This window comes from Selenomonadales bacterium 4137-cl (assembly GCA_032334055.1).
GTDB lineage: Bacteria > Bacillota > Negativicutes > Sporomusales > UBA7701 > Anaeroselena > Anaeroselena agilis.
Window position 1 is genome coordinate 34,799 of record JAUOZS010000001.1, and the last position, 20,436, is coordinate 55,234.

23 protein-coding genes and 1 riboswitch are annotated in these 20,436 nt (G+C 59.9%); of the genes, 22 read left to right on the forward strand and 1 reads right to left on the reverse strand.

The window, feature by feature from the left end; genetic code table 11:
• Window positions 1–187: 187 nt before the first annotated feature.
• Complete coding sequence (locus Q4T40_00220; GenBank protein MDT8899670.1) at window positions 188–496, reverse strand: hypothetical protein; 309 nt, start codon at window positions 494–496, stop codon at window positions 188–190.
• 204 nt (window positions 497–700) lie between these two features.
• Window positions 701–901: riboswitch (cobalamin riboswitch) on the forward strand.
• Between the two features lie 109 nt (window positions 902–1,010).
• Between Q4T40_00220 and Q4T40_00225 the strand changes: the two genes are divergently transcribed.
• From Q4T40_00225 to Q4T40_00330, 22 genes are all read left to right on the forward strand, one after another.
• Entirely contained in the window at window positions 1,011–2,054 is a 1,044-nt protein-coding gene (locus tag Q4T40_00225) for a nicotinate-nucleotide--dimethylbenzimidazole phosphoribosyltransferase (protein MDT8899671.1), read from the forward strand.
• A 118-nt stretch (window positions 2,055–2,172) separates the two neighbouring features.
• Window positions 2,173–3,396 (forward strand): PocR ligand-binding domain-containing protein, encoded by a 1,224-nt coding sequence (locus Q4T40_00230; GenBank protein ID MDT8899672.1) that lies wholly within the window; start codon window positions 2,173–2,175, stop codon window positions 3,394–3,396.
• 14 nt (window positions 3,397–3,410) lie between these two features.
• On the forward strand, window positions 3,411–5,045 hold the full coding sequence (locus Q4T40_00235; GenBank protein MDT8899673.1) for a response regulator: 1,635 nt from the start codon (window positions 3,411–3,413) through the stop codon (window positions 5,043–5,045).
• A 240-nt stretch (window positions 5,046–5,285) separates the two neighbouring features.
• A complete protein-coding gene (eutS, locus tag Q4T40_00240) occupies window positions 5,286–5,627 on the forward strand; it encodes an ethanolamine utilization microcompartment protein EutS (protein ID MDT8899674.1) in 342 nt (113 codons plus the stop codon).
• A 1-nt stretch (window position 5,628) separates the two neighbouring features.
• Complete coding sequence (locus tag Q4T40_00245; GenBank protein MDT8899675.1) at window positions 5,629–6,069, forward strand: EutP/PduV family microcompartment system protein; 441 nt, start codon at window positions 5,629–5,631, stop codon at window positions 6,067–6,069.
• Window positions 6,066–6,341, forward strand: a complete 276-nt coding sequence (gene eutM, locus Q4T40_00250; GenBank protein MDT8899676.1) for an ethanolamine utilization microcompartment protein EutM — start codon at window positions 6,066–6,068, stop codon at window positions 6,339–6,341. The genes Q4T40_00245 and eutM overlap by 4 nt, the downstream gene beginning before the upstream one ends.
• A gap of 24 nt (window positions 6,342–6,365) precedes the next feature.
• A complete protein-coding gene (gene pduB / locus Q4T40_00255) occupies window positions 6,366–7,151 on the forward strand; it encodes a propanediol utilization microcompartment protein PduB (protein ID MDT8899677.1) in 786 nt (261 codons plus the stop codon).
• Window positions 7,152–7,172: 21 nt separating this feature from the next.
• On the forward strand, window positions 7,173–8,840 hold the full coding sequence (locus tag Q4T40_00260) for a propanediol/glycerol family dehydratase large subunit (GenBank protein ID MDT8899678.1): 1,668 nt from the start codon (window positions 7,173–7,175) through the stop codon (window positions 8,838–8,840).
• A gap of 21 nt (window positions 8,841–8,861) precedes the next feature.
• Complete coding sequence (locus Q4T40_00265) at window positions 8,862–9,509, forward strand: propanediol/glycerol family dehydratase medium subunit (GenBank protein MDT8899679.1); 648 nt, start codon at window positions 8,862–8,864, stop codon at window positions 9,507–9,509.
• 18 nt (window positions 9,510–9,527) lie between these two features.
• Window positions 9,528–10,043, forward strand: coding sequence for a diol dehydratase small subunit (locus Q4T40_00270; GenBank protein ID MDT8899680.1), 516 nt, complete (start codon window positions 9,528–9,530; stop codon window positions 10,041–10,043).
• A gap of 11 nt (window positions 10,044–10,054) precedes the next feature.
• Entirely contained in the window at window positions 10,055–11,881 is a 1,827-nt protein-coding gene (locus tag Q4T40_00275) for a diol dehydratase reactivase subunit alpha (protein ID MDT8899681.1), read from the forward strand.
• Between the two features lies 1 nt (window position 11,882).
• A complete protein-coding gene (locus tag Q4T40_00280; GenBank protein ID MDT8899682.1) occupies window positions 11,883–12,332 on the forward strand; it encodes a glycerol dehydratase reactivase beta/small subunit family protein in 450 nt (149 codons plus the stop codon).
• A gap of 4 nt (window positions 12,333–12,336) precedes the next feature.
• The gene (locus Q4T40_00285; protein MDT8899683.1) at window positions 12,337–12,900 is read left to right on the forward strand and encodes a BMC domain-containing protein; all 564 of its coding nucleotides are present in this window, start codon (window positions 12,337–12,339) and stop codon (window positions 12,898–12,900) included.
• A 1-nt stretch (window position 12,901) separates the two neighbouring features.
• Window positions 12,902–13,183, forward strand: coding sequence for a propanediol utilization microcompartment protein PduA (gene pduA, locus Q4T40_00290; protein MDT8899684.1), 282 nt, complete (start codon window positions 12,902–12,904; stop codon window positions 13,181–13,183).
• Window positions 13,184–13,212: 29 nt separating this feature from the next.
• Window positions 13,213–13,869: a phosphate propanoyltransferase gene (locus tag Q4T40_00295; protein MDT8899685.1), complete on the forward strand. Its 657-nt coding sequence runs from the start codon at window positions 13,213–13,215 to the stop codon at window positions 13,867–13,869.
• 4 nt (window positions 13,870–13,873) lie between these two features.
• Window positions 13,874–14,659: a flavoprotein gene (locus Q4T40_00300; GenBank protein MDT8899686.1), complete on the forward strand. Its 786-nt coding sequence runs from the start codon at window positions 13,874–13,876 to the stop codon at window positions 14,657–14,659.
• Between the two features lie 25 nt (window positions 14,660–14,684).
• Window positions 14,685–14,975: a EutN/CcmL family microcompartment protein gene (locus tag Q4T40_00305; GenBank protein MDT8899687.1), complete on the forward strand. Its 291-nt coding sequence runs from the start codon at window positions 14,685–14,687 to the stop codon at window positions 14,973–14,975.
• A 3-nt stretch (window positions 14,976–14,978) separates the two neighbouring features.
• Window positions 14,979–15,950 carry a cob(I)yrinic acid a,c-diamide adenosyltransferase gene (locus Q4T40_00310; protein MDT8899688.1) on the forward strand — a complete coding sequence of 324 codons (972 nt, stop codon included), beginning with the start codon at window positions 14,979–14,981 and terminating at the stop codon, window positions 15,948–15,950.
• Window positions 15,951–15,974: 24 nt separating this feature from the next.
• Complete coding sequence (locus Q4T40_00315) at window positions 15,975–17,405, forward strand: aldehyde dehydrogenase EutE (protein ID MDT8899689.1); 1,431 nt, start codon at window positions 15,975–15,977, stop codon at window positions 17,403–17,405.
• Between the two features lie 4 nt (window positions 17,406–17,409).
• Entirely contained in the window at window positions 17,410–18,768 is a 1,359-nt protein-coding gene (locus Q4T40_00320) for an SLBB domain-containing protein (protein MDT8899690.1), read from the forward strand.
• A complete protein-coding gene (locus Q4T40_00325) occupies window positions 18,765–19,313 on the forward strand; it encodes a BMC domain-containing protein (protein MDT8899691.1) in 549 nt (182 codons plus the stop codon). The genes Q4T40_00320 and Q4T40_00325 overlap by 4 nt, the downstream gene beginning before the upstream one ends.
• 21 nt (window positions 19,314–19,334) lie before the next feature.
• Window positions 19,335–20,024: a hypothetical protein gene (locus Q4T40_00330; GenBank protein ID MDT8899692.1), complete on the forward strand. Its 690-nt coding sequence runs from the start codon at window positions 19,335–19,337 to the stop codon at window positions 20,022–20,024.
• Window positions 20,025–20,436 lie beyond the last annotated feature (412 nt).

The window sequence follows — 20,436 nt, forward strand, 5'->3', positions numbered from 1 at the left end:
TCTGATAAGTAACCGGTGTTTCTTTTGACCCGTTTTGATAGCTCGGTGCACGTCGAGTGTGGAGGAGTGCTGCAGGGTTGCTGCAAACCGGCAGTACTCGATGTTCAGCCAAAAACCATTTTATGGGATTAGTGAGGACAAATAGTGCCCTGCTGTCAGTTGGAGTGATGGCAGGGCACTTTTTGCGTTATTTATCGAAAGGCTTGTCGGCGGCTGTTATTTCCTTCATGGCCGCGTCTATCGCTTCGTTGCTGCCGAATAAGGCAATGGTGCTAACCTGTTGGGGGCAGTTGCCGGTGATTTCGACGGCAATAACGTTTCCTGCCTTTTGGGCGATATCGGCATAATAAAATAGGCAGGGAAGGTTGGTCTGCACGAGGCCCACAGCATCAAAACGCCTGTCGGCCAACTGTTCCCTCGCTTCACTCGCCATCCTGCGCGTCAACATGGCCATGGTGCCGGGGCGGGGGGCCCGGATGGTACGGGTAAAGATCACTGGTGGCACCTCCTTTTTTTGTAGGGTTTTGCAAAAGGTGAGGAAATCCTTGGGACTTTTTTGCCGTATTTCCCATCTTTTTTATTGTCTTTTTACCGGATAAGATAATTTTAGGCGGTGATGGTAATATCTTGCCGTCCTGGTTTTGGCGGCAGGATATTCCCGTCCGGCCGGGGAAGGAACTACCCAAAATTCTGTAATTGAATAGCGGTCCACCGATCAGGTGCCTCTTTGACGAAGAGGTGAAAAGGGAAGTTCGGACGGGGTTTGCCTGACAGATCCCGAAACGACGCGGTCGCGCCACTGTAAGCGGGGAACAGCCTTGCGGGAACCACCGGCAACGGGAAGGGGCAAGGGTTGTGTTGATCCGTAGCCAGGAGACCTGCCTGTGAGGCTGTCATATTGTCCCCGCGCCAGGGATAATGCCAGAGGGAAGGGATTTTTGATACAAAAGCCCTAGCCTTATTGGCTTGGGCTTTTGCTGTTCGATCACAGACGATGAGGAGGAGTCGGCATGGCTTATCAGGAAAAGGTCGATCTGCTTGTTGACGGAATGGCTAAACCGCCAGGGAGCCTCGGTTTGTTGGAGAAACACGTTAAACGGGTTTTACTTTGCTGGGGGGAAATGCAGGTTCTAAAGCCTTACCATTTGATTTTTGCCGCCGACAATGGAGTTGTGGAAGAAGGGGTGGCGGCATTTCCGCCGGTGATTACCTATCTTCAGGCGCAAAATATGGTTGCCGGCCGGGCCACTATCAATGCGTTTTGCCGCTGCTTCAACATACCCTGTGAAGTTATCGACGTAGGTGTGAATACAATCGAGCCGGTCGGCACGAATCTTAAGCCTGCCAATGGCAGCAGGAACTTTACCAAGGAACCGGCGATGAGCGAAACCGAGTATGAATATGTAGGGAAGGCTGTCGCTTGCCGGGTCCAACGGCTGGTGGAAGAACACGGCTGCAACTTATTTTCGTTCGGCGAGATGGGCATCGGCAATACGACGACTTCTTCAGCCGTATTGCACGGGCTTACGGGCATCGAGCCCGAGTTCGTCGTCGGTTACGGCGCGAGTCCGCCGAATGGCGAACTTGTAAGAAGAAAACGCAACACCATCGTAAAGGGGTTGGAGTTGCATAAAGAGGTAATGCTTTCTGTTCACGATATTTTGCGTTGCCTGGGCGGTCTTGATATCGCGGCGATGTGCGCCGCGATGCTGAAATGTACGGAACTGCGCGTTCCTTTTGTGATCGACGGCTTTATCAGCGCCGTTGCTTTTGCCTGCGCCAGCCGCATCAACGAGCGGGCGAAACGGTACGCCATTCCGTCCCATCTTTCCAAGGAGCCGGGGATGACTTATGCTTTGCTTCTGGGCGGAATTCTGGCGGACGAGGTGCCGATAAGAGCAAACATGGCCCTGGGCGAAGGCACCGGCGCGGTGCTGATGGTGGGGCTGCTGAAGGCGATGCTGCATGCTATCGAATCCACTGCCAGGATGTCCGAATTCGAGCTGGGCGGGGACGCGGCGGTGAAGGTGGCGGAGCAAATAGGATCTGCATAGGGCAAGATTGCTTAATTATAGTTATATTTTGCTAATAGGAGGGAAATGATTCCTTAATGTCCAAATAGTTCCAATATGACGAGGGAAATCTCTCTGGTTGTGTTGGGAGGGTGGGCCAGTGCAAAAGTATAACAGCTTTGCATTGGGTGAAATCGTCAATACCAAGATCCTGCAGGAGATACAGGATAAATTCTGCGACGCTACGGGGCTGGCGGCCGTGATCGTCGACGTTGACGGCAAGCCTGTCACTTCGCCGAGCAATTTCACGAATTTCTGCAAGATGATCCGCGCGAATCCCATCGGCCTGGCCCGCTGCATGGCGAGCGACGACAAGGCCGGACGGAAGGCGATGGAGAAGCAGCAGCCTGTTATCTACCATTGTCATTCGGGGTTGACCGATTTAGCGGCTCCCATCATTGTCAACAACGAGTATCTGGGGGCGTTTTTAGCAGGTCAGGTTATTCTGCCGCAGGACGGCGACAGGAGAAATAGGCTGTGGTTCCAGACGGCCGACCTGGGTTTTGCTCCCGAGGTCGTCGAGGAAATTACCGGGGTGATTACCGTAGTTCCGGAGAACAGGGTGAAGGCCGCCGCGCAGTTGCTTTACATCATGTCCAACTATATCGTGGAGATGGGCGTGACCAATATCACCCAAAGACAGCTGATGACGGAGATGAAGGCCAAGGCCGACCTGGAGACGATGCTCAAGGCGAGCGAACTGAAGGCGTTGCAGTCTCAGGTCAACCCCCACTTTTTGTTCAATACCCTCAATTCCATCGCCAGGCTGGCGATGCTGGAGGGGGCCGAACGGACACAGAATATGGTGTATGCTCTGTCCGACCTGCTGCGCAATAATCTGCGGGATTTGGACCAGCTTAGCACTTTGCGGGATGAGATAAATTCCCTCAGGGACTATCTGCTGATTCAGCAGGTGCGTTTCGGCGAAAGGGTGCAGGCCTATATCGAGATTCGGGAAGATTTGCAAGACATGCTGGTTCCGGTAATGACTCTGCAGCCTCTGGTGGAAAACGCGATTATTCATGGGTTGGAGCCGAAAAAGGAAGGCGGGGTTGTCCGCGTTTCCGCCAATGTCCAGGACGGGCGCGCGGTGGTAACTGTCGCCGACAGCGGCGTGGGTATGAGCCCGGAACGTGTCCGGCAGATTTTCCGGGAAGAGAAGCGGGCGGTTTCCAGAGGCCAGACCACCGGGCTGGGAATCATCAATGTCCACAAGCGCATTCAGAATCATTTCGGCGGTGAATACGGGGTTATAATTGACGGGCAGCCGGGAAAGGGTACGCTCATTAACGTTCATTTGCCTTATTCCCGGTGCAATTATTAGGCCGGAGGACGGACATGTACAGGCTGCTGATTGTCGAGGACGAGCAACTGGAGCGGCAGGGGATCAGGTATATAGTCGAAAAATTTTGCGCGGATATCGGCATCATCGGCGAGATCGGCGACGGCGACAGTGCGGTGGAGATCGCCGTCAAGCAGCAGCCCGACATCATCGTCATGGATATCCGCATCCCCGGAATCAATGGCCTGGAAGCCATCAAACACATCAAACGCGTTACTCCCGAATGCGCCATCATCATTCTTACCGCCTTCGACGAGTTTAGTTATGCCCGCGAGGCCGTCACGCTGGGGGCGGCCGAATATCTTCTGAAGCCTGTCCGCCCCGGGGAATTGGTCAGGGTTCTTCAGCAGGTTGTCGGTCAGTTGAAAATAACCGAGGAAAAGCGGACTGAAGAAGTACAACTCAGACAGTATCTGGACGGAGCAATGCCTTTTATTCAGATGTCTTTTGCCCATGATTTACTGTCAGGTTATTTCGACGACCTGGCATTGCTGCGCCAACGGGCCGCCTTTTTAGGCTTGCGGATCGACCCGGGCGTGGTTATCGTAGTCGGTGTCGACCAGTTCAATTTGCTGGCAGTGGATGAAGACGAGCTCACAAAACAGGTGCTGAAGCAGAAGATATACCGCAGCGTGTGCGAGGCGGTTGGGGAAGAAGCGCTGGTTACGCCCTTTGCCAATGACAAGATTATTGTTATTTTGGGAGTGGAGCAGGGGAAAAGCCGCCTGGAAGCCAAAGACAAGGCACGCGGAGTTGCCGGGAGGATTCGCGACCGCCTTGGTTCGGATTTGCGCCAGACGGCTACGGTCGGTGTAGGCTGCTATCACGTGGATGCCCGCGATATTTACAAGTCTTATTGTGAAGCCATGCGAGCATACCAGCAAAGCTTTTTCTTCGGCACCGATCAGGTTCTCTTTTTTGACGAACTGCCGACAAGCAACTTTGGTCCTTTTGCTTATCCGTTTCAGAATGAGAGAGCGGTTTTGGAGCAGGTGCGCTGCGGTTATCGCGAGACAGCCAAGGAGAAGCTGAGCTTCTTGCTTGAGCAGATTTTTCGCGATAATACCAGTATCGAGACGGCGAAGGCCTATGCCTTGGAATTGCTGATAGTTCTCTCGCGGGCGGCGGTCGAGGGGGGCGGCAGTATCGAGAAGATGACATTGCAGAATTTCGCCCTCATAAACCGGCTGGCGGAGTGCCAGAATCACAGCCAGGTCTATAGTTTGCTCATGAACTCGCTTGACGGGCATATGGACAATATGATCGAGACGATAAAAACCGTCAACAGCCGGGTAATCAACAGGGCATGCACTTTTATCGCCGACAATTGCAACCGCAATCTTACGCTGGAGGAAGTTGCCCATAATGTTCATTTAAGCCCTTTTTACTTCAGTAAGGTTTTCAAAAAGGAGAAAGGCTGCAATTTCGTGGATTTTTTGACGAAGACCCGCGTGGAGCGAGCCAAGAAACTATTGCGCCACCCTGATCTGAGCGTTGTCCGGGTTGCTCATGAATCGGGGTATCAGGATGCGAGCTATTTCTGCCGGGTGTTTCGCCACGAGGAAGGCATGACACCGAATGAATACCGGAAAAAATTCCTCGGGCAAAGGTCTTCGGCCGCAACAAAGTAGCATATCCCCCACCACGAAGCAATATAAAAGGTGTAAATAAGAAAGGACCGGGGGTCCTTTTTTTATTTTAGCAATAAAAGCCCAAATATTCGCAAAAATATCCGCCGCCCCAGCGTGACCGGAATTTCGCCGGAATTTTAAATGACAAGATACTGCCGCAAGACGGCAAATGGGTCTCAAGGGGAGACGGCGCGTTGCGCCAATTTGTTTTAGCGTGGAATCTGTATTGGGAGGGGCGCCATGAGTGATGAAAAACCGCGGGTCATTCAAGAGTATGTGCCGGGAAAACAGGTTACGCTGGCTCATCTGATCGCCCATCCCAGACGGGAATTATGCGAAAAGCTTGGCATCGCATCCTGCCAGGCTGTCGGCATTCTTACCATTACTCCCTGCGAAGCGGCGATTATTGCCGCCGATATTGCCACCAAGACGGCGGCGGTGGAAATCGGCTTCCTCGACCGATTTACCGGCTCGCTGGTGATAACCGGCGGCGTGTCGGCGGTAGAAACGGCGCTGGGCCAGGTGACTGCCCTGTTATCGGAGCGGCTGGGTTTTGCCGGAGCCCGGCTGACAACCTCCTGACATGAAGATTATGGTTGCCGGCCCGGTAGGTGTAGGCAAGACGTCACTTATCTACGCGCTGAAAAAAATCAACTCGGCGGCAAGGAAAACCCAGGCTATCGCCTTTATCGGCGATGCAATCGACACGCCGGGAGAATACGCCCAGATTCCCCGTTTTTATTCTGCGCTGATGGTAACGTCGCTGGAAGCGGAAGTGGTGTTGCTGCTGAGCGATGCTGCCGACCCGGCGGTTACTTTACCGCCGAATTTCGCCGGGATGTTTGCCAGGCCGATTGTCGGCGTGGTCACGAAGATCGATCTGCCTTGCGCCGACCCGGCGAAAGCCGAGAGTCGTCTCCGGCAAGCGGGAGTCACAGCGGAAGTTTTCCCTGTTTCAACCTTGTCCGGTGAAGGTATTGACGCTCTTTATCAGTTTCTCAAGGAAAGGAGGTGCGATTTATGAGCGAAGCTTTGGGTTTGGTAGAAACCAAAGGTTTGGTCGGCGCAATCGAGGCCGCCGACGCAATGGTAAAGGCTGCGAATGTTCTTCTGGTAGGTTATGAGAAAATCGGTTCGGGTCTGGTTACCGTCATGGTGCGGGGCGACGTGGGGGCGGTGAAGGCCGCCACTGACGCCGGAGCAGCCGCGGCCCAGAAGGTGGGCGAGGTGGTATCGGTCCATGTCATTCCGCGGCCGCACGCCGATGTGGAAAAAATTCTTCCCAAGCTAAAGTAAGCAGAAATATGGAGGTGGATATCCGTGCAAGAACAGATTATCGAGAAAGTTATGGATGAGATCAAAAAGCGGATGGAAACCCAGGCCCCGGCTGCCGCAGCCCCGGAAAAGCCACGGTTCGCCCTGGGCATCACCGAATTCGTCGGCACCGCGGTCGGCGACACGGTCGGGCTGGTCATCGCCAATGTCGATCCTGCGCTGCATGAGAAAATGAAGCTTGACGCCAAATTCCGCTCGATCGGCATCCTTGGGGCCCGCACCGGCGCCGGACCGCACATCATGGCCGCCGACGAAGCGGTTAAAGCCACCAATACGGAAATTGTCAGCATTGAACTTGCCAGGGACACGAAGGGCGGCGCCGGACACGGCTGCCTGATCATTTTCGGGGCTGAGGAGGTTTCCGACGCCCGGCGGGCGATCGAGGTGGCGCTGAAAGAGCTTAACCGGACCTTTGGCGACGTTTATGCCAACGATGCCGGCCATCTCGAACTCCAGTACACCGCCCGGGCCAGCTTCGCCATCAATAAGGCCTTCAACGCTCCTGTCGGTAAGGCTTTCGGCCTGGTGGTGGGCGCGCCGGCGGCGATCGGTGTGCTGATGGCCGATACTGCGGTGAAGACCGCCAATGTAGAGCTGGTCGGCCATGCCAGCCCGGCCAGCGGCACCAGCTTTTCCAATGAGACGATCATTATGATCACCGGCGATTCCGGCGCGGTCCGTCAGGCGGTCATCGCCGCCCGGGAAATCGGCAAGAATGTGCTGGAAGCGATGGCCGGTCCGGCGCCTTCCGTTACGACCCCTTATATTTAACCGCCAGGGAGGGAAGGAAAGATGAAAAAGTCTAAACGTTTCGAGGCGTTGGCTGCCCGCCCTGTCAACCAGGACGGTTTTGTGGTTGAATGGCCGGAGGTTGGCCTCATCGCCATGGGAAGCCCCAATGATCCCGTGCCCAGCATCAAAATTGAGAACGGCAAAGTGGTGGAACTCGACGGCGTGCCGCGGGCCAGGTTCGATTTCATCGATCAGTTCATTGCCGATTACGCCATCGATGTCAAGGCAGCGGCCAAAGCGATGGCGATGGGCGACGCCGAGATCGCCAAAATGCTGTGCGACGTCAACGTGCCGCGGGAAGAGGTCGTCAAGATTACCGCCGGCCTGACTCCCGCCAAAATCGTCGCCGTCCTGAACACCATGAATGTGGTGGAAATGATGATGGCCCTCCAGAAGATGAGAGCTCGCAAGCGGCCGTCCAATCAGTGCCACGTCACCAACGTCGCCGACAACCCGGTGCTGATCGCGGCCGACGGCGCCGAAGCCGCCTACCGCGGCTTTGACGAGATGGAGACGACGGTGGGGGTGGTCCGTTACGCTCCGTTCAATGCGCTGTCGCTGCTGGTCGGCGGGCAGACGGGCCGCAGCGGCGTTCTCATCCAGTGCGCGCTGGAGGAAGCGACCGAACTGCAGTTGGGCATGCGCGGCATTACTGCCTATGCGGAGACGATTTCCGTTTATGGGACGGAAAACGTGTTCATGGACGGCGACGACACGCCGTGGTCGAAGTCCTTCCTGGCGTCCGCTTACGCTTCCCGCGGCCTGAAGATGCGTTTTACGTCCGGAACGGGGGCGGAAGTGCAGATGGGCTACGCCGAGGGCAAGTCGATGCTGTATTTGGAAATACGCTGCATCATGGTTACCAAGGGGGCCGGCGTGCAAGGTCTGCAGAACGGTTCTGTCAGCTGCATCGGCGTGCCGGCGGCCGTTCCCTCGGGCATCCGCGCCGTGCTGGCGGAAAACCTCTGCACGACTATGCTCGACTTGGAGGTCGCTTCCAGCAACGATCAGACCTTTACTCACTCGGACATCCGCCGGACGGCGAGAACGCTGATGCAGATGCTGCCTGGCACCGATTTCATCTGTTCCGGCTACAGCGCCGTTCCCAACTACGACAACATGTTCGCCGGTTCGAACTGGGACGTGGACGATTACGACGACTGGAACGTCATCCAGCGCGATCTGGTGGTCGACGGCGGCCTGCGTCCCGTGCCGGAGGAAGAGGTGGTCGCCGTGCGCAGCAGGGCGGCCAAGGCCCTGCAGGCGGTGTTCCGGGAACTGGGGTTTCCGGCCATTACCGACGCCGAGGTGGAAGCCGCGACCTACGCCCACGGCAGCAAAGACATGCCGCCGCGCAATGTGGTGGAAGACCTCAAGGCCGCTCAGGATATGATGAAGCGCGAGATCACCGGCCTGGATGTGGTGAAAGCCCTGGCCAAGAACGGCTTCGAGGACCTGGCCGGCAGCGTGCTCAACCTCCTGAAGCAGCGCATCTCCGGGGATTATCTGCACACGTCGGCGATCCTGGACAAAAACTTCAATGTCATTAGCGCCGTCAACAACTGCAACGATTACCGCGGGCCGGGGACGGGCTACCGCCTTAGCCCCGAGCGGTGGGAAGAGATCAAGAATATCAGCCAGGCCAGCAAGCCGTCTGACTTCGATTAAGGCGGAGAGGGTGAGAAAGTGATGCAAATAAGCGAACAGGCAATCAGGGAGATCGTGATGCAGGTGCTGCAGGGCATGGAAGTGCCGACCGCGCCGGCGGCGCCGAAAGCGGCCGCTGTCGGCCGGCCCATGACGCTTGTCGAAAAAGGGGAAGCCCGTTTTGCTACTAAGGCCGATGAGGTAGTCATCGCGCTGGCGCCGGCGTTCGGCAAATTCCAGCATAAGACCATCGTCAACATCCCTCACAGCGATGTCTTGCGGGAGATGATCGCCGGCATCGAGGAGGAGGGCCTTAGGGCGAGGGTAGTGCGGGTCCTGCGTTCGTCGGATGTGGCGTTCGCCGCCCATGACGCGACGAAGCTAAGCGGCTCCGGCATTGCCGTCGGCATCCAGTCCCGCGGTACCACGGTGATTCATCAGAAGGATCTGCCGCCGCTGAGCAATCTGGAGCTTTTCCCGCAGGCGCCGCTCCTCGACCTCGAAACATACCGGGCCATCGGCCGCAACGCGGCTAAATACGCCAAAGGCGAGTCGCCGGCGCCCGTGCCGACGAGGAACGATCAGATGGCCAGGCCGAAGTATCAGGCCAAGGCAGCGGTGCTGCACATCAAGGAAACCGAACACGTCGTGCCTGGCGCCAAGCCGCTGGAACTCGACGTGCGGTTTTGACAGGCGGAGGTGAGCGATATGGTAGAGCAAAAATTGGTCGAAGATATTGTGCGCGAAGTGCTGAAAAGCGTCTATCAGGAAGCCGGCGCCGCGCAGAAGGCGGCCGCGGTCTCCGCCGCCGCCCTCAGCCCGGAACGGGATTATCCGTTGGCCGCCAAACGGCCGGAGCTGGTTAAAACGCCGACCGGGAAACAGTTGGCCGATATCACCCTGGATAAGGTGATCAAGGGAGAAATCGGTCCTGAGGATGTGCGGATCACACCGCAGACCTTGCGGATGCAGGGCGAGATCGCCGCCGGCGTCGGCCGGGTGCAGTTCGCCCAGAATATGCGGCGGGCGGCCGAACTGACGGCGATTCCCGACAACCGCATCCTCGAAATATACAACGCCCTCCGTCCCAAACGGTCGACCAAGCAGGAACTGCTGGCGATCGCGACCGAGATGGAGACCAAGTACAACGCCACGATCAACGCCGCTTTCGTCCGGGAAGCCGCCGACGTTTACGAGCGCCGCAACTGCCTCCGGGCGGACTAGGGTAGGAACCGATGACAATCGTCGCAGGGGTCGACATCGGCAACTCCACAACCGAGGTATGCCTCGCAAGGTGTGCCCACGGCCGGCCGGCAGAGTTTCTGGCCAGCGGTATAACCAAGACCACCGGAATCAAGGGAACGGTGGCGAATCTGCCGGGCATCCTGACGGCGCTCGGGGCGGCGCTCCGGACGGCGGGGCTTGAAACCGCCGATCTCGGGGAGATTCGCATCAACGAGGCCACGCCGGTGATCGGCGACTTGGCAATGGAAACGATTACCGAGACTATCATTACCGAGTCTACGATGATCGGTCACAATCCGTCCACCCCCGGCGGCATCGGGTTGGGCGTCGGCGTTACTCAGCCGTTCGACCGCCTCGGAGTTATCGGCCGGGGCGAAAAGGTGATCTGCGTCATCCCGCAGGGAATCGACTATGAGGACGCGGCCCGTGAAATCAACGGGGCCGTGGCGCGGGGCGTCGACGTTCAGGGCGCGGTCGCCAGGCAGGACGACGCGGTGTTGATTGCTAATCGCCTCACGCGGAAGGTGCCGGTCATCGACGAGGTGACCCTCATCGACAAGGTGCCGCTGGGCATGCAGGCGGCGGTGGAGGTGGCCGAACAGGGCCAGTCCGTCAGGACGCTGTCCAACCCTTACGGGATTGCGACCGTTTTCGGCCTGGCGGCCGACGAGACTAAGCTGGTCGTCCCCATCGCCCGGGCGCTCATCGGCAACCGTTCGGCGGTGGTGGTCCGCACGCCCCAGGGGGATGTGAAGGCACGAAGCATTCCGGCGGGTGTGGTGACGGTTTCCGGCATTCGGGGCAAGGCCGATATCGATGTTGATGCGGGCGCCGCCAGGATCATGGAGGTCGTTGAGCGTGTCCAGCCGGTGGAGGATGTCAAGGGCGAGGCCGGCACCAATGTCGGCGGCATGCTGGAGAGAGTGCGCCAGGTGATGGCCGATCTTACCGGCCAGGCGCCGGGCGAGATGAAAATCCAGGATGTCCTTGGCGTGGATACCTTTATCCCCCAGAAGGTCAGAGGCGGCCTGGCGGGCGAGTTCGCCCTGGAAAATGCGGTGGCTCTGGCGGCGATGGTAAAAACCAACCGTCTGCCGATGACGCAGATCGCCGACCAATTGGCCGCTAAGCTGGGGACAGGGGTGGTGATTGCCGGGGTGGAGGCTTACATGGCTGTCGGCGGGGCGATGACGACGCCCGGAACGGCGAAACCCCTGGCAATCCTCGATATGGGCGGCGGGTCGACCGACGCCGCCATCGTTACGCGCGACGACAAGATCAGCGCCATTCACCTGGCCGGCGCCGGCGATATGGTCACCATGCTGATCAATTCCGAACTCGGCCTGGGCGATCCGGACCTGGCCGAGAATATCAAGAAGTATCCGTTGGCCAAGGTGGAAAGTCTTTTTCACATGCGGCTGGAGGACGGAACGGTGCGTTTTTTTGCCGAGAGTTTGCCTCCGGAGGTCTTCGCCCGGGTGGTAATCCTGGCGGAGGGCGGCCTGACGCCCATTCCCGGCGACTATCCGCTCGATAAGATCCGCTATGTTCGCCGGGAAGCGAAGAAGAAGGTGTTTGTCGCCAACGCTCTGCGGGCGCTGGCTCGGGTGGCGCCGACCGGCAATATCCGCCACATTGATTTCGTCGTGCTCGTGGGCGGATCGGCGCTGGATTTTGAGATCGCGGACATGGTGACCGACGCGCTGGCCGAATACGGCATTGTCTGCGGGCGCGGCAACATCAGGGGGACAGAGGGGCCGCGAAACGCGGTGGCTACCGGTCTGGTGCTCTCTTACCTTAACGGGGGAGAGGCCTGATATGGTTACGGAAAACGCAGCGGTCAAACCAAATATCGTTATTTACGTCAACGCCCATTTCGGGCAGGAAGCAAAGCTGCGGGAAGTTCAGGCGGGAATCGAGGAAGAGGGCGTCCCCAGCTCGTGGAGCGTCGGGGCGGGAGACGCCGCCAGCCTCGCCTGCCGGGGCGCCGCCGAGTCTCCGTTGGGGGTCGGCGTCGGCATCGGCGCGGAGGCGATAAGCGTTCATTACCACAAACTGCCTGCGGATAAGCCGCTCTTCGTCCTGCCGGCCGGAGAGCCGGGGACCTGGCGACGGTTGGGCAGCAACGCCGCTCGCATGGTCAAGGGGACACCTTTTAGGGACTTGGCCGCGAAGGAGACGGACAGCGGCGACGACGACCCGCGACGCCGGCTGACCGACGTAGTTATGGAGATTATTCGAGAAAGACTTGATGGCCATGGGAGGTGAAAGCATGGTCAAAGATGCGCTCGGCCTGATCGAGACAATCGGGTTGGTGGCGGCGATGGAAGCCGCCGATGCGGCAGTCAAGGCCGCCAACATCGAACTTCTCGGCTATGAACTTACCAAAGGAGGCGGGATGGTATCCGTCAAGCTGCAGGGCGATGTGGGAGCGGTCACGGCCGCGGTGGACGCAGGCGCGAACGCCGCCGGCAAAGTCGGCAGGGTGTGGGCTACTCACGTCATTCCCAGGCCCCATCGCGCATTGACCGGCATGGTCGAAAGCGAAGACACCGTGGGCCGGAAGGCGCAGACGCCGCCGACCGCGGCTGATGACGGCGGCGCCAGCGGGCCGCCCGCGGACGAAGGCGGCGAACCGCAGGCGCAGGAAACGGCGCCGGTGGCCGCGAGCAGGGAGGAGTCGGCGGTATCTTCGGAACCGGATACTCGCTCAGCTCCTGTCGAGAAACCAAGCTCGGAATTGTGCAATTTGTGCGGCGATCCCGCCTGTTCCCGCAAGAAGGGCGACCCGAAAGTAACGTGCCTGCATTACGGAGAAGACAAGGAGGATGAGTGATATGCGTGGCGAGGCGTTGGGAATGGTGGAAACCAAGGGTTTGGTCGGCGCGATCGAGGCGGCCGACGCGATGGTGAAGGCGGCTAATGTTACGATGGTCGGCTATGAGAAGATCGGCTCCGGACTGGTTACGGTGATGGTTCGGGGCGACGTGGGCGCGGTCAAGGCCGCTACCGACAGCGGCGCGGCCGCCGCGAGCAAGGTCGGCGAAGTGATTTCGGTCCATGTGATCCCGCGCCCTCATACCGATATCGAGAAGATACTGCCTAAACTGGAAGGCTGAAGCGGCGACTGAGCGAGGAGGCGGGAGGAATGGACCCCGAATTGATCGACGCGGTCGTTGTGTGCATCGCGAAAAGGCTGGCGGACCTTCCCCCGGCGGCTGCCGCGCTCCCGGGCATACCGGTGGGCGTATCGAAGCGCCATGTCCATCTATCCGCTAATGACGCAGCCGTCTTGTTCGGGGCCGGGCGGGCGCTGACCAAGGTCAAGGATTTAAAGCAGACGGGGGAATTCGCCGCCGCCGAAACGGTTACGCTCGTCGGACCTAGAGGGGTCATCCCGGGGGTGCGCGTGCTCGGCCCGTTGCGGCGGGTCAGCCAGGTGGAGCTATCACGCACCGACAGTTTTCTCCTCGGCATCGTCCCGCCTGTCCGCGACTCCGGCCAACTTGCCGGCTCGGCCGGCGTTGCCCTGGTCGGGCCGGCGGGGACGCTGACTATGAAGGAGGGCGTCATCGTCGCCGCCCGGCACATCCATATGAGCGTAGAGGACGCGGCCGCCTACGGTGTGGCGGACGGCGACCGGGTGTCCTTGGAGGTGCCCGGCCAACGGTCGGTATGCTTTAGGAATGTATTGGTGAGAAGCGGCGCCGGTTTCCGTTTGGAATTCCATGTCGACACCGACGAGGCCAACGCCGCCGGGCTGAAGAACGGCGATCTGGTAAGCCTCGTGGGGGTTGGGGGGTGAGCCTTTGCAATACAGGGAACTGGTGGACATAGTCACCCAAGAAGTGTTGCGGCGACTGAACGGCGGAGCGCCGGCCGCCGGACGGGGGGATAGCCGCAAGATCCTCGCCCTCTTCTGCGGCGGAGCCATCGGGCTGGAGCCGGGACTGGCGGCGCTGGCGGAGCTCCGCGCTTATCCGGCGGATGTCGCCGTTGTACTGTCGGCGGCGGCGGAGAAGATCGTGGGGGCTGAGCGGGTGCGCGATACGCTGGGAACGGATACTGTCATCGTTACCGCTCAGGACCCTTATCCCGGCCGACTGTTGAGGGAGGCCGACGCCGTCGTTGTCCCGGTGCTGACGCAGAATACGGCCGCCAAACTGGCCCGAACTTTTTCCGACACCCTTGTCACCACTTTGGCGCTGCAGGCGCTGATGCTGGGCAAGCCGGTGGTTATGGCGGCCAACGCCGCTGATCCGCAGGACTGCGGGCGAACCAGCGGCGGGATGGGGCGGGCGCCCGTAAATCTGACGCGGGCGCTGCGGGATAACCTCCGGCTGATCGAAAGCTACGGCGTCAGGCTGGTGGATGTAAAAATGCTGGCAGCCGAGGTCGGGAGATGTTTCCGGCCCGATCCTGAGCCGGCAACGCTGGCCCGGGAGAAGAAGGTTTTAATCGACGCGGCGGCCGTCAAGGCGGCGCTCGCCACCGGCAGCGGGAGACTGGCCGTGCCCCGGGGCGCCATAATCACCCCGCTGGCGGCTGACGCCGCGCGGGAGCTGAACGTCGAACTTGTGCGGGGCGATAGCTGATAAGCATTGCATGGGAGAGGATACCATGTGGGTAGGAAAAGTCATCGGTACGCTGGTGGCGACACCCAAGGATGAGAGCCTGACGGGCAGCAAGCTGCTGATCGTCCAGCCGCTGGAATTCGACGGCAGGAGCGCCGGAGGGCCGCTGGTCGCCGTCGATACCATCGGGGCCGGCACCGGGGAAACGGTGCTGGTGGTGGAGGGGAGTTCGGCCAGGCATGTCCATGGCAAACCCAACTCGGCGGTGGACGCCGCCATCGTCGGCATCATCGACTCCATCGAGCTGGACCGGTCGTTGCTTGCCGAGGAGCGGTGAGTCATGAAGGTATATACCAGAACGGGCGATAAAGGCGAAACAAGCCTGTTCTCGCGGCAGCGGGTGACCAAGGATAACATCCGGGTGGAAGCGTACGGCACGGTGGACGAGGCCAACGCGGCCATCGGCCTGGCAAGGGCGTTGCTCGGCAATCGGCCGTGGGCGGAAAGACTGCAGGCCATCCAGCGGCAGCTGGTCGGGGTGAACGCCGACCTTGCCACCGCCGGCGAGCCGATGCGCGGCGCGTGGCTGACCACCGACAGGGATGTCGCCGCGCTGGAAGGGCTGATCGACGAACTGGAGCGGGTGCGCATCCCGCAGCCGCATTTCGTCACGCCGGGCGACTGTCCGGCCGGCGCGGCCCTCGATCTGGCCCGCACGATGGTGCGCCGGGCGGAAAGATGTGTCGTGAGGCTGAGGAAGGCCGAGGCGATCGCCGAGACGACGCTTGTTTACCTGAACCGCCTCTCCGACCTGTTGTTCGTCATGGCCCGCTGCGTGGAACAGGAAGAGCTGATCGCGTTGATTACCCGCAGAGTGCAGTCAATATTGGGAGGGGATAGCATGACAGCCCGGGATTCGATACTTGAGAAGGCCAAACGCGCCATCGACGCGGCGGAAAGCAAAGCTGCGGAAATAGGCGTGCCAATGGTTATCGCCATCGTCGATCAAGGCGGGAATCTGGTGGCGCAGCACCGGATGGACGGGGCGCTGCTGGCGAGTATCTCCATAGCTCTCGATAAGGCTTATACGGCTACGGCCCTCAAGATGACCACCGAGCAGGCCGCGGCGCTGGCGCAGCCCGGTCAGATGCTGTACGGGATCAATACCACGGATGGCGGCCGGATGGTGGTATTCGGCGGCGGCCTGCCCATTGTCGCGGACGGGGTCGTTGTCGGCGGGCTGGGTGTCAGCGGCGGTTCGGTGGAGGATGACATCCGCGTGGCGAACGCCGGGTTGGCCGCCTGGCGGTAATGATGTGTCCGGGGGAGGATGGCAATGGACGACCAATTGATTGCAAGAATGGCGGCGCAGGTGCTCGCCAAGCTGCAGGACCATGATGCGGCCGGCCGGGAGAGCCCGGGGCTTTTCGCCGACCTGGACGACGCCGTGGCGGCGGCCCGGCAGGCCTACCGACAGCTTAAGACGCTGTCACGGGATAGCCGCGAAGCCATAATCCGGGCCGTGCGGGAGGCTGCCTACGGCAACGCGGCGCTACTTTCCGGGCTGGCGGTACAGGAGACCGGCATGGGCCGGGTGGCGGACAAAATTATTAAAAACGAGCTGGCGGCGCAGAAGACTCCGGGCACGGAGATCTTGTATACCGAGGCGTGTTCCGGGGACCGGGGGCTGACGATCGTGGAACGGGGGCCTTACGGGGTTATCGGCGCCATAACGCCCACGACCAATCCGTCCGCAACCATCATCAACAACTGCATCGGCATGATCGCGGCCGGCAACGCCGTGGTGTTCAGCCCCCATCCTTCGGCGGTGCGGACTTCCTGCAAAACGCTGGCGATAATCAATGAGGCTATCGTCAAGGCGGGGGGGCCGGAAAACCTGCTCACGGCCGTGGCCCGCCCGTCAATCGAAACAGCCGGGCGGCTGATGAAGCATCCGGATATCAACATGCTCGTGGCCACCGGCGGGCCGGCGGTGGTCAGCGCGGTGCTGTCCTCGGGGAAAAAAGCCATCGGCGCCGGAGCCGGCAATCCGCCTGCCGTGGTCGACCAAACGGCGGATATCGCCAAGGCTGCCCGCGATATCGTTGCCGGCTGCTCTTTTGACAATAATCTGCCTTGTATTGCCGAAAAGGAAGTTATCGCCGTCGGCTCGATCGCCGACGAGTTGATGGCTTACATGCGAAAGGCCGGCGCGTATCAGCTTTCCGGACGCCAGACGGAAGAGCTGGCAAAAGTCGTCCTGACCGAGAAACAGGCGGAGGCGGCTGCCGGCTGCAGCTATCGACCCACTAAAATCTATGCCGCCAACAAAGCGTTCATCGGCAAGGATGCCGGCTACATTCTCCGCCATATCGGCATCGAAGACGGCGACGCCGCCAAAGTCATACTGTGTGAGACCGAGGCGGATCACCCGTTCGTGCTGGAAGAGCTGATGATGCCGGTGCTGCCGCTGGTCCAGGTCAAGGACGTCGACGCCGCGATCAGGCTGGCGGTCGAGGTGGAACACGGAAATCGCCATACCGCCATCATGCATTCGAAAAATGTCGACAACATGACGAGGTTGGCCCGCGCCATTGAGACGACGGTCTTCGTCAAGAACGGTCCGTCGTTCGCCGGAATCGGCGTGGGCGGCGAGGGGTTCACGACTTTCACCATCGCCGGACCGACCGGCGAGGGGCTGACCTCGGCGAAGAGCTTCGCCAGACAACGCCGCTGCGTCCTGGTCGATGCATTCTCCATCGTGTGAGAGGGTGAGGCAATTGCGAGAGGAAATTATCGCCGCAGTCCGGGACGCCGGCGTCGTGGGCGCGGGGGGAGCAGGTTTTCCGACGCATGTGAAGATCGACGCCAGGGTGGATACCGTTGTCGCCAACGGCGCGGAATGCGAGCCGCTGCTCAGGGCGGACCAGGAGATTATGGCCAAAGAGAGCGACAAGGTCGTCGCCGGCCTGGCGGCGGTTATGCTGGCCACCGGCGCCGGTCGCGGCGTTATCGCCCTGAAGCGGAAGTATGCCGAAGCGGCGGCGAATCTTGCTGCCGCCATCGGCCTACTGGGCGACCGCCGGCTGGAACTATTCTTTTTGCCGGACTTCTACCCGGCCGGCGATGAACAGGTGCTTGTCTATGAGGCGACGCGGCGGGTCGTGCCGGAAGGCGGCATCCCGCTGAATGTCGGCGCTGTCGTGGTCAACGTCGAGACGCTGGTGAATGTGGCCGAGGCACTGGCCGGCAAGGCGGTCACCGACAAGTATCTGACCGTGACGGGGGAGGTGGCGCAGCCGCTGACTATCAGGGCGCCTGTGGGGATTTCCGCGCGGGAAGTGATCGCGTTGGCCGGGGGCGCGACCGTCGACGATTTCGCGATTATCGACGGCGGCCCGCTGATGGGGAAGCTCGTCGCCCTGGAAGCGGTCGTCACCAAAACCACCGGCGGCTTCATCGTCTTGCCGCGGAAGCATCCGGCCATCGCTCACAAAGTCGCTTCCTGGACGGTCATCGCCAACCGGGCGAAGGCGGCCTGCTGCAGTTGCCGGGGCTGCACCGACGGCTGCCCGCGCTACCTTCTGGGCCATGGGCTGGAGCCCCACCGCATCATGCAGGTCATCGGCGGCGGGCTGCAGGACAACGCCGCCGTCACCCGCGCGCTGCTGTGCTCCGAGTGCGGCGCCTGCGAGGCTTACGGCTGCACCATGGGGCTGTCTCCGCGGCGGGTCATCGCGGAGCTGAAAGCGCAGTTGGCGAAGGCGGGGGTCAAAAATCCCCACCGGGCGGAAATCAGGCAGGCTAGATGGGAACGGGATTACCGCCGGATACCGACGAAACGCCTGGTGGCGAGGCTGGGACTGGAAAAGTACGACCGACCTGCGCCGTTCTCCACGTCCCCAATTCCCGACGAAGTCCGCTTACCGCTTTTGCAGCATATCGGCGTCCCGGCGTGTCCGGTTGTCAGGGACGGCGACAAGGTTGAGGCCGGCGACCTCGTGGCCGTTATCCCGCAGGGCGCGGCGGTCGGGGCCAACCTGCACGCGAGCATTGCCGGGGAAGTATTCACCGGGGACGGCTATATCGGCATAAAGGCGAGAAGCAAGGCAGGGGGGATGGGGTGGTGAAAGCGGCCATCGGGTTGCTGGAAGTAAAAAACGTGACCAGGGGAATTCAGGTTGCCGATACCATGCTGAAGGCGGCCAACGTGGAATTGGTGCTCGCTCAGCCTTTCTGCCCCGGCAAGTTCATCGTCATGGTGTCCGGCGACGTGGGCGCGGTTCAAAGTGCCGTCCGCGCCGGGAAAGGTTTGAGCCTCGACTGCGTGGTGGACGAGTTTGTCCTTCCCAACATCCATCCCAGCATTTTTCCTGCTCTGTCAGGGTGTACCGAAATCAAGGAACTGAGGGCCCTGGGAATGATCGAGAGTTTTTCGGTGGCTTCGGGCATAACCGCCGCCGATGCCGCGGTAAAAGCGGCGCCGGTGGAACTGATCGAGATTCGCCTGGCCCGGGGTATGGGCGGCAAGGCCGTGGTGCTTTTCACCGGCGATGTAGGCGCGGTCAACGCCGCGATTCGCGCCGGGACACAAGCCATTGCTGACAGCGGCTTTCTCGTCGATCAAACGGTTATTGCTGCTCCTCATTCCGGATTACACGGAGTGTTATTCTAAAATGTCAGGAGTGATTATTGCGTGTTTCCAGTGCCAGAGTTAGTAGCCGCTTTTGGCAGCGGGATGTTCGCGGCAGCTGTGGGGGCGCTGCCGGCCTTCATTATGTGCGGGTTTCTTGTGCTGGCCAACATGCCTGAAATGGCCTTCGGCCCCTATTTCGGCCCGCATATTTCCTTCGCCGGCGCCGTGGCGGCCACCGCTTTCGCCGGGCGCAAGGACCTGGTCAATTCTAAAGATATCCTGGTACCGTTGGTGAAATGCAACAACGGCTCGGTATTATTCGTGGGCGGCTTGTTTGCCGTCGGCGGCATGATGGTGAACAAACTGCTGGCCCATGTAGCTACCCCCGCCGACACCATTGCCATGACTGTGGGGCTATCGGGGATTGCCGCCGGTCTGATCTTCGGGAGAGGGAAGCTGGTGGCGTCTTACAAGTTGCCGGATTCCGGCACAGCGTTTTTACTGCTGCTGCTGGGACTTGGAGTGGGTCTGATTTCTGCTTACGCCGCGGTTGTCGGCAAAAACGTTCTTCTCGGCTTCGGCGTAGCGGCCGCGTCGCTGATTTTTTTGCAGTTCATGGGCGTAGGGCCGGTCACCCATCATATCGCTTTGCCGGCGGCCTACGCCGCGGCGGCAGTCGGCAACGTATGGATAGGCGGATTGTTTGAATTATGGGGGCCTTTATGGGCGACTTTTTCGGCAAGACGCTAAACAGCGGCGACACTCATGTCGATCCGCCGGCAATTACCATCGCAGTATTGTCAGCTGTCGTCTTCATATTTTTGAAATAGCCGTTCGCATCAGGCGGGACACAGGTTGTGGAATCAGAGAGTTCCCGATGCTACGATTTTTATTATAGGCTTGGGGCAACAGTAAAGGCGTCGGTAAAAGTAGGGACTCTTCGCAGTCATTTTTAGAAAATATGTACCGAATTCGGTACATATTTTCTAATTTTTCCGCAAAGATGTCGTCAGTTGCTTTGGGGATTTTCCCTGACGCCAATTATACGACGAGTAGTGGTAGTATCTAGTAGTATCTAGGTGAAGGGAAACAAAGCCGGTATTGCAGCACAGGGCAAGGGATACGCTCGGGGGCTACGGCGAGCCGTATTTCTCCAGCATGC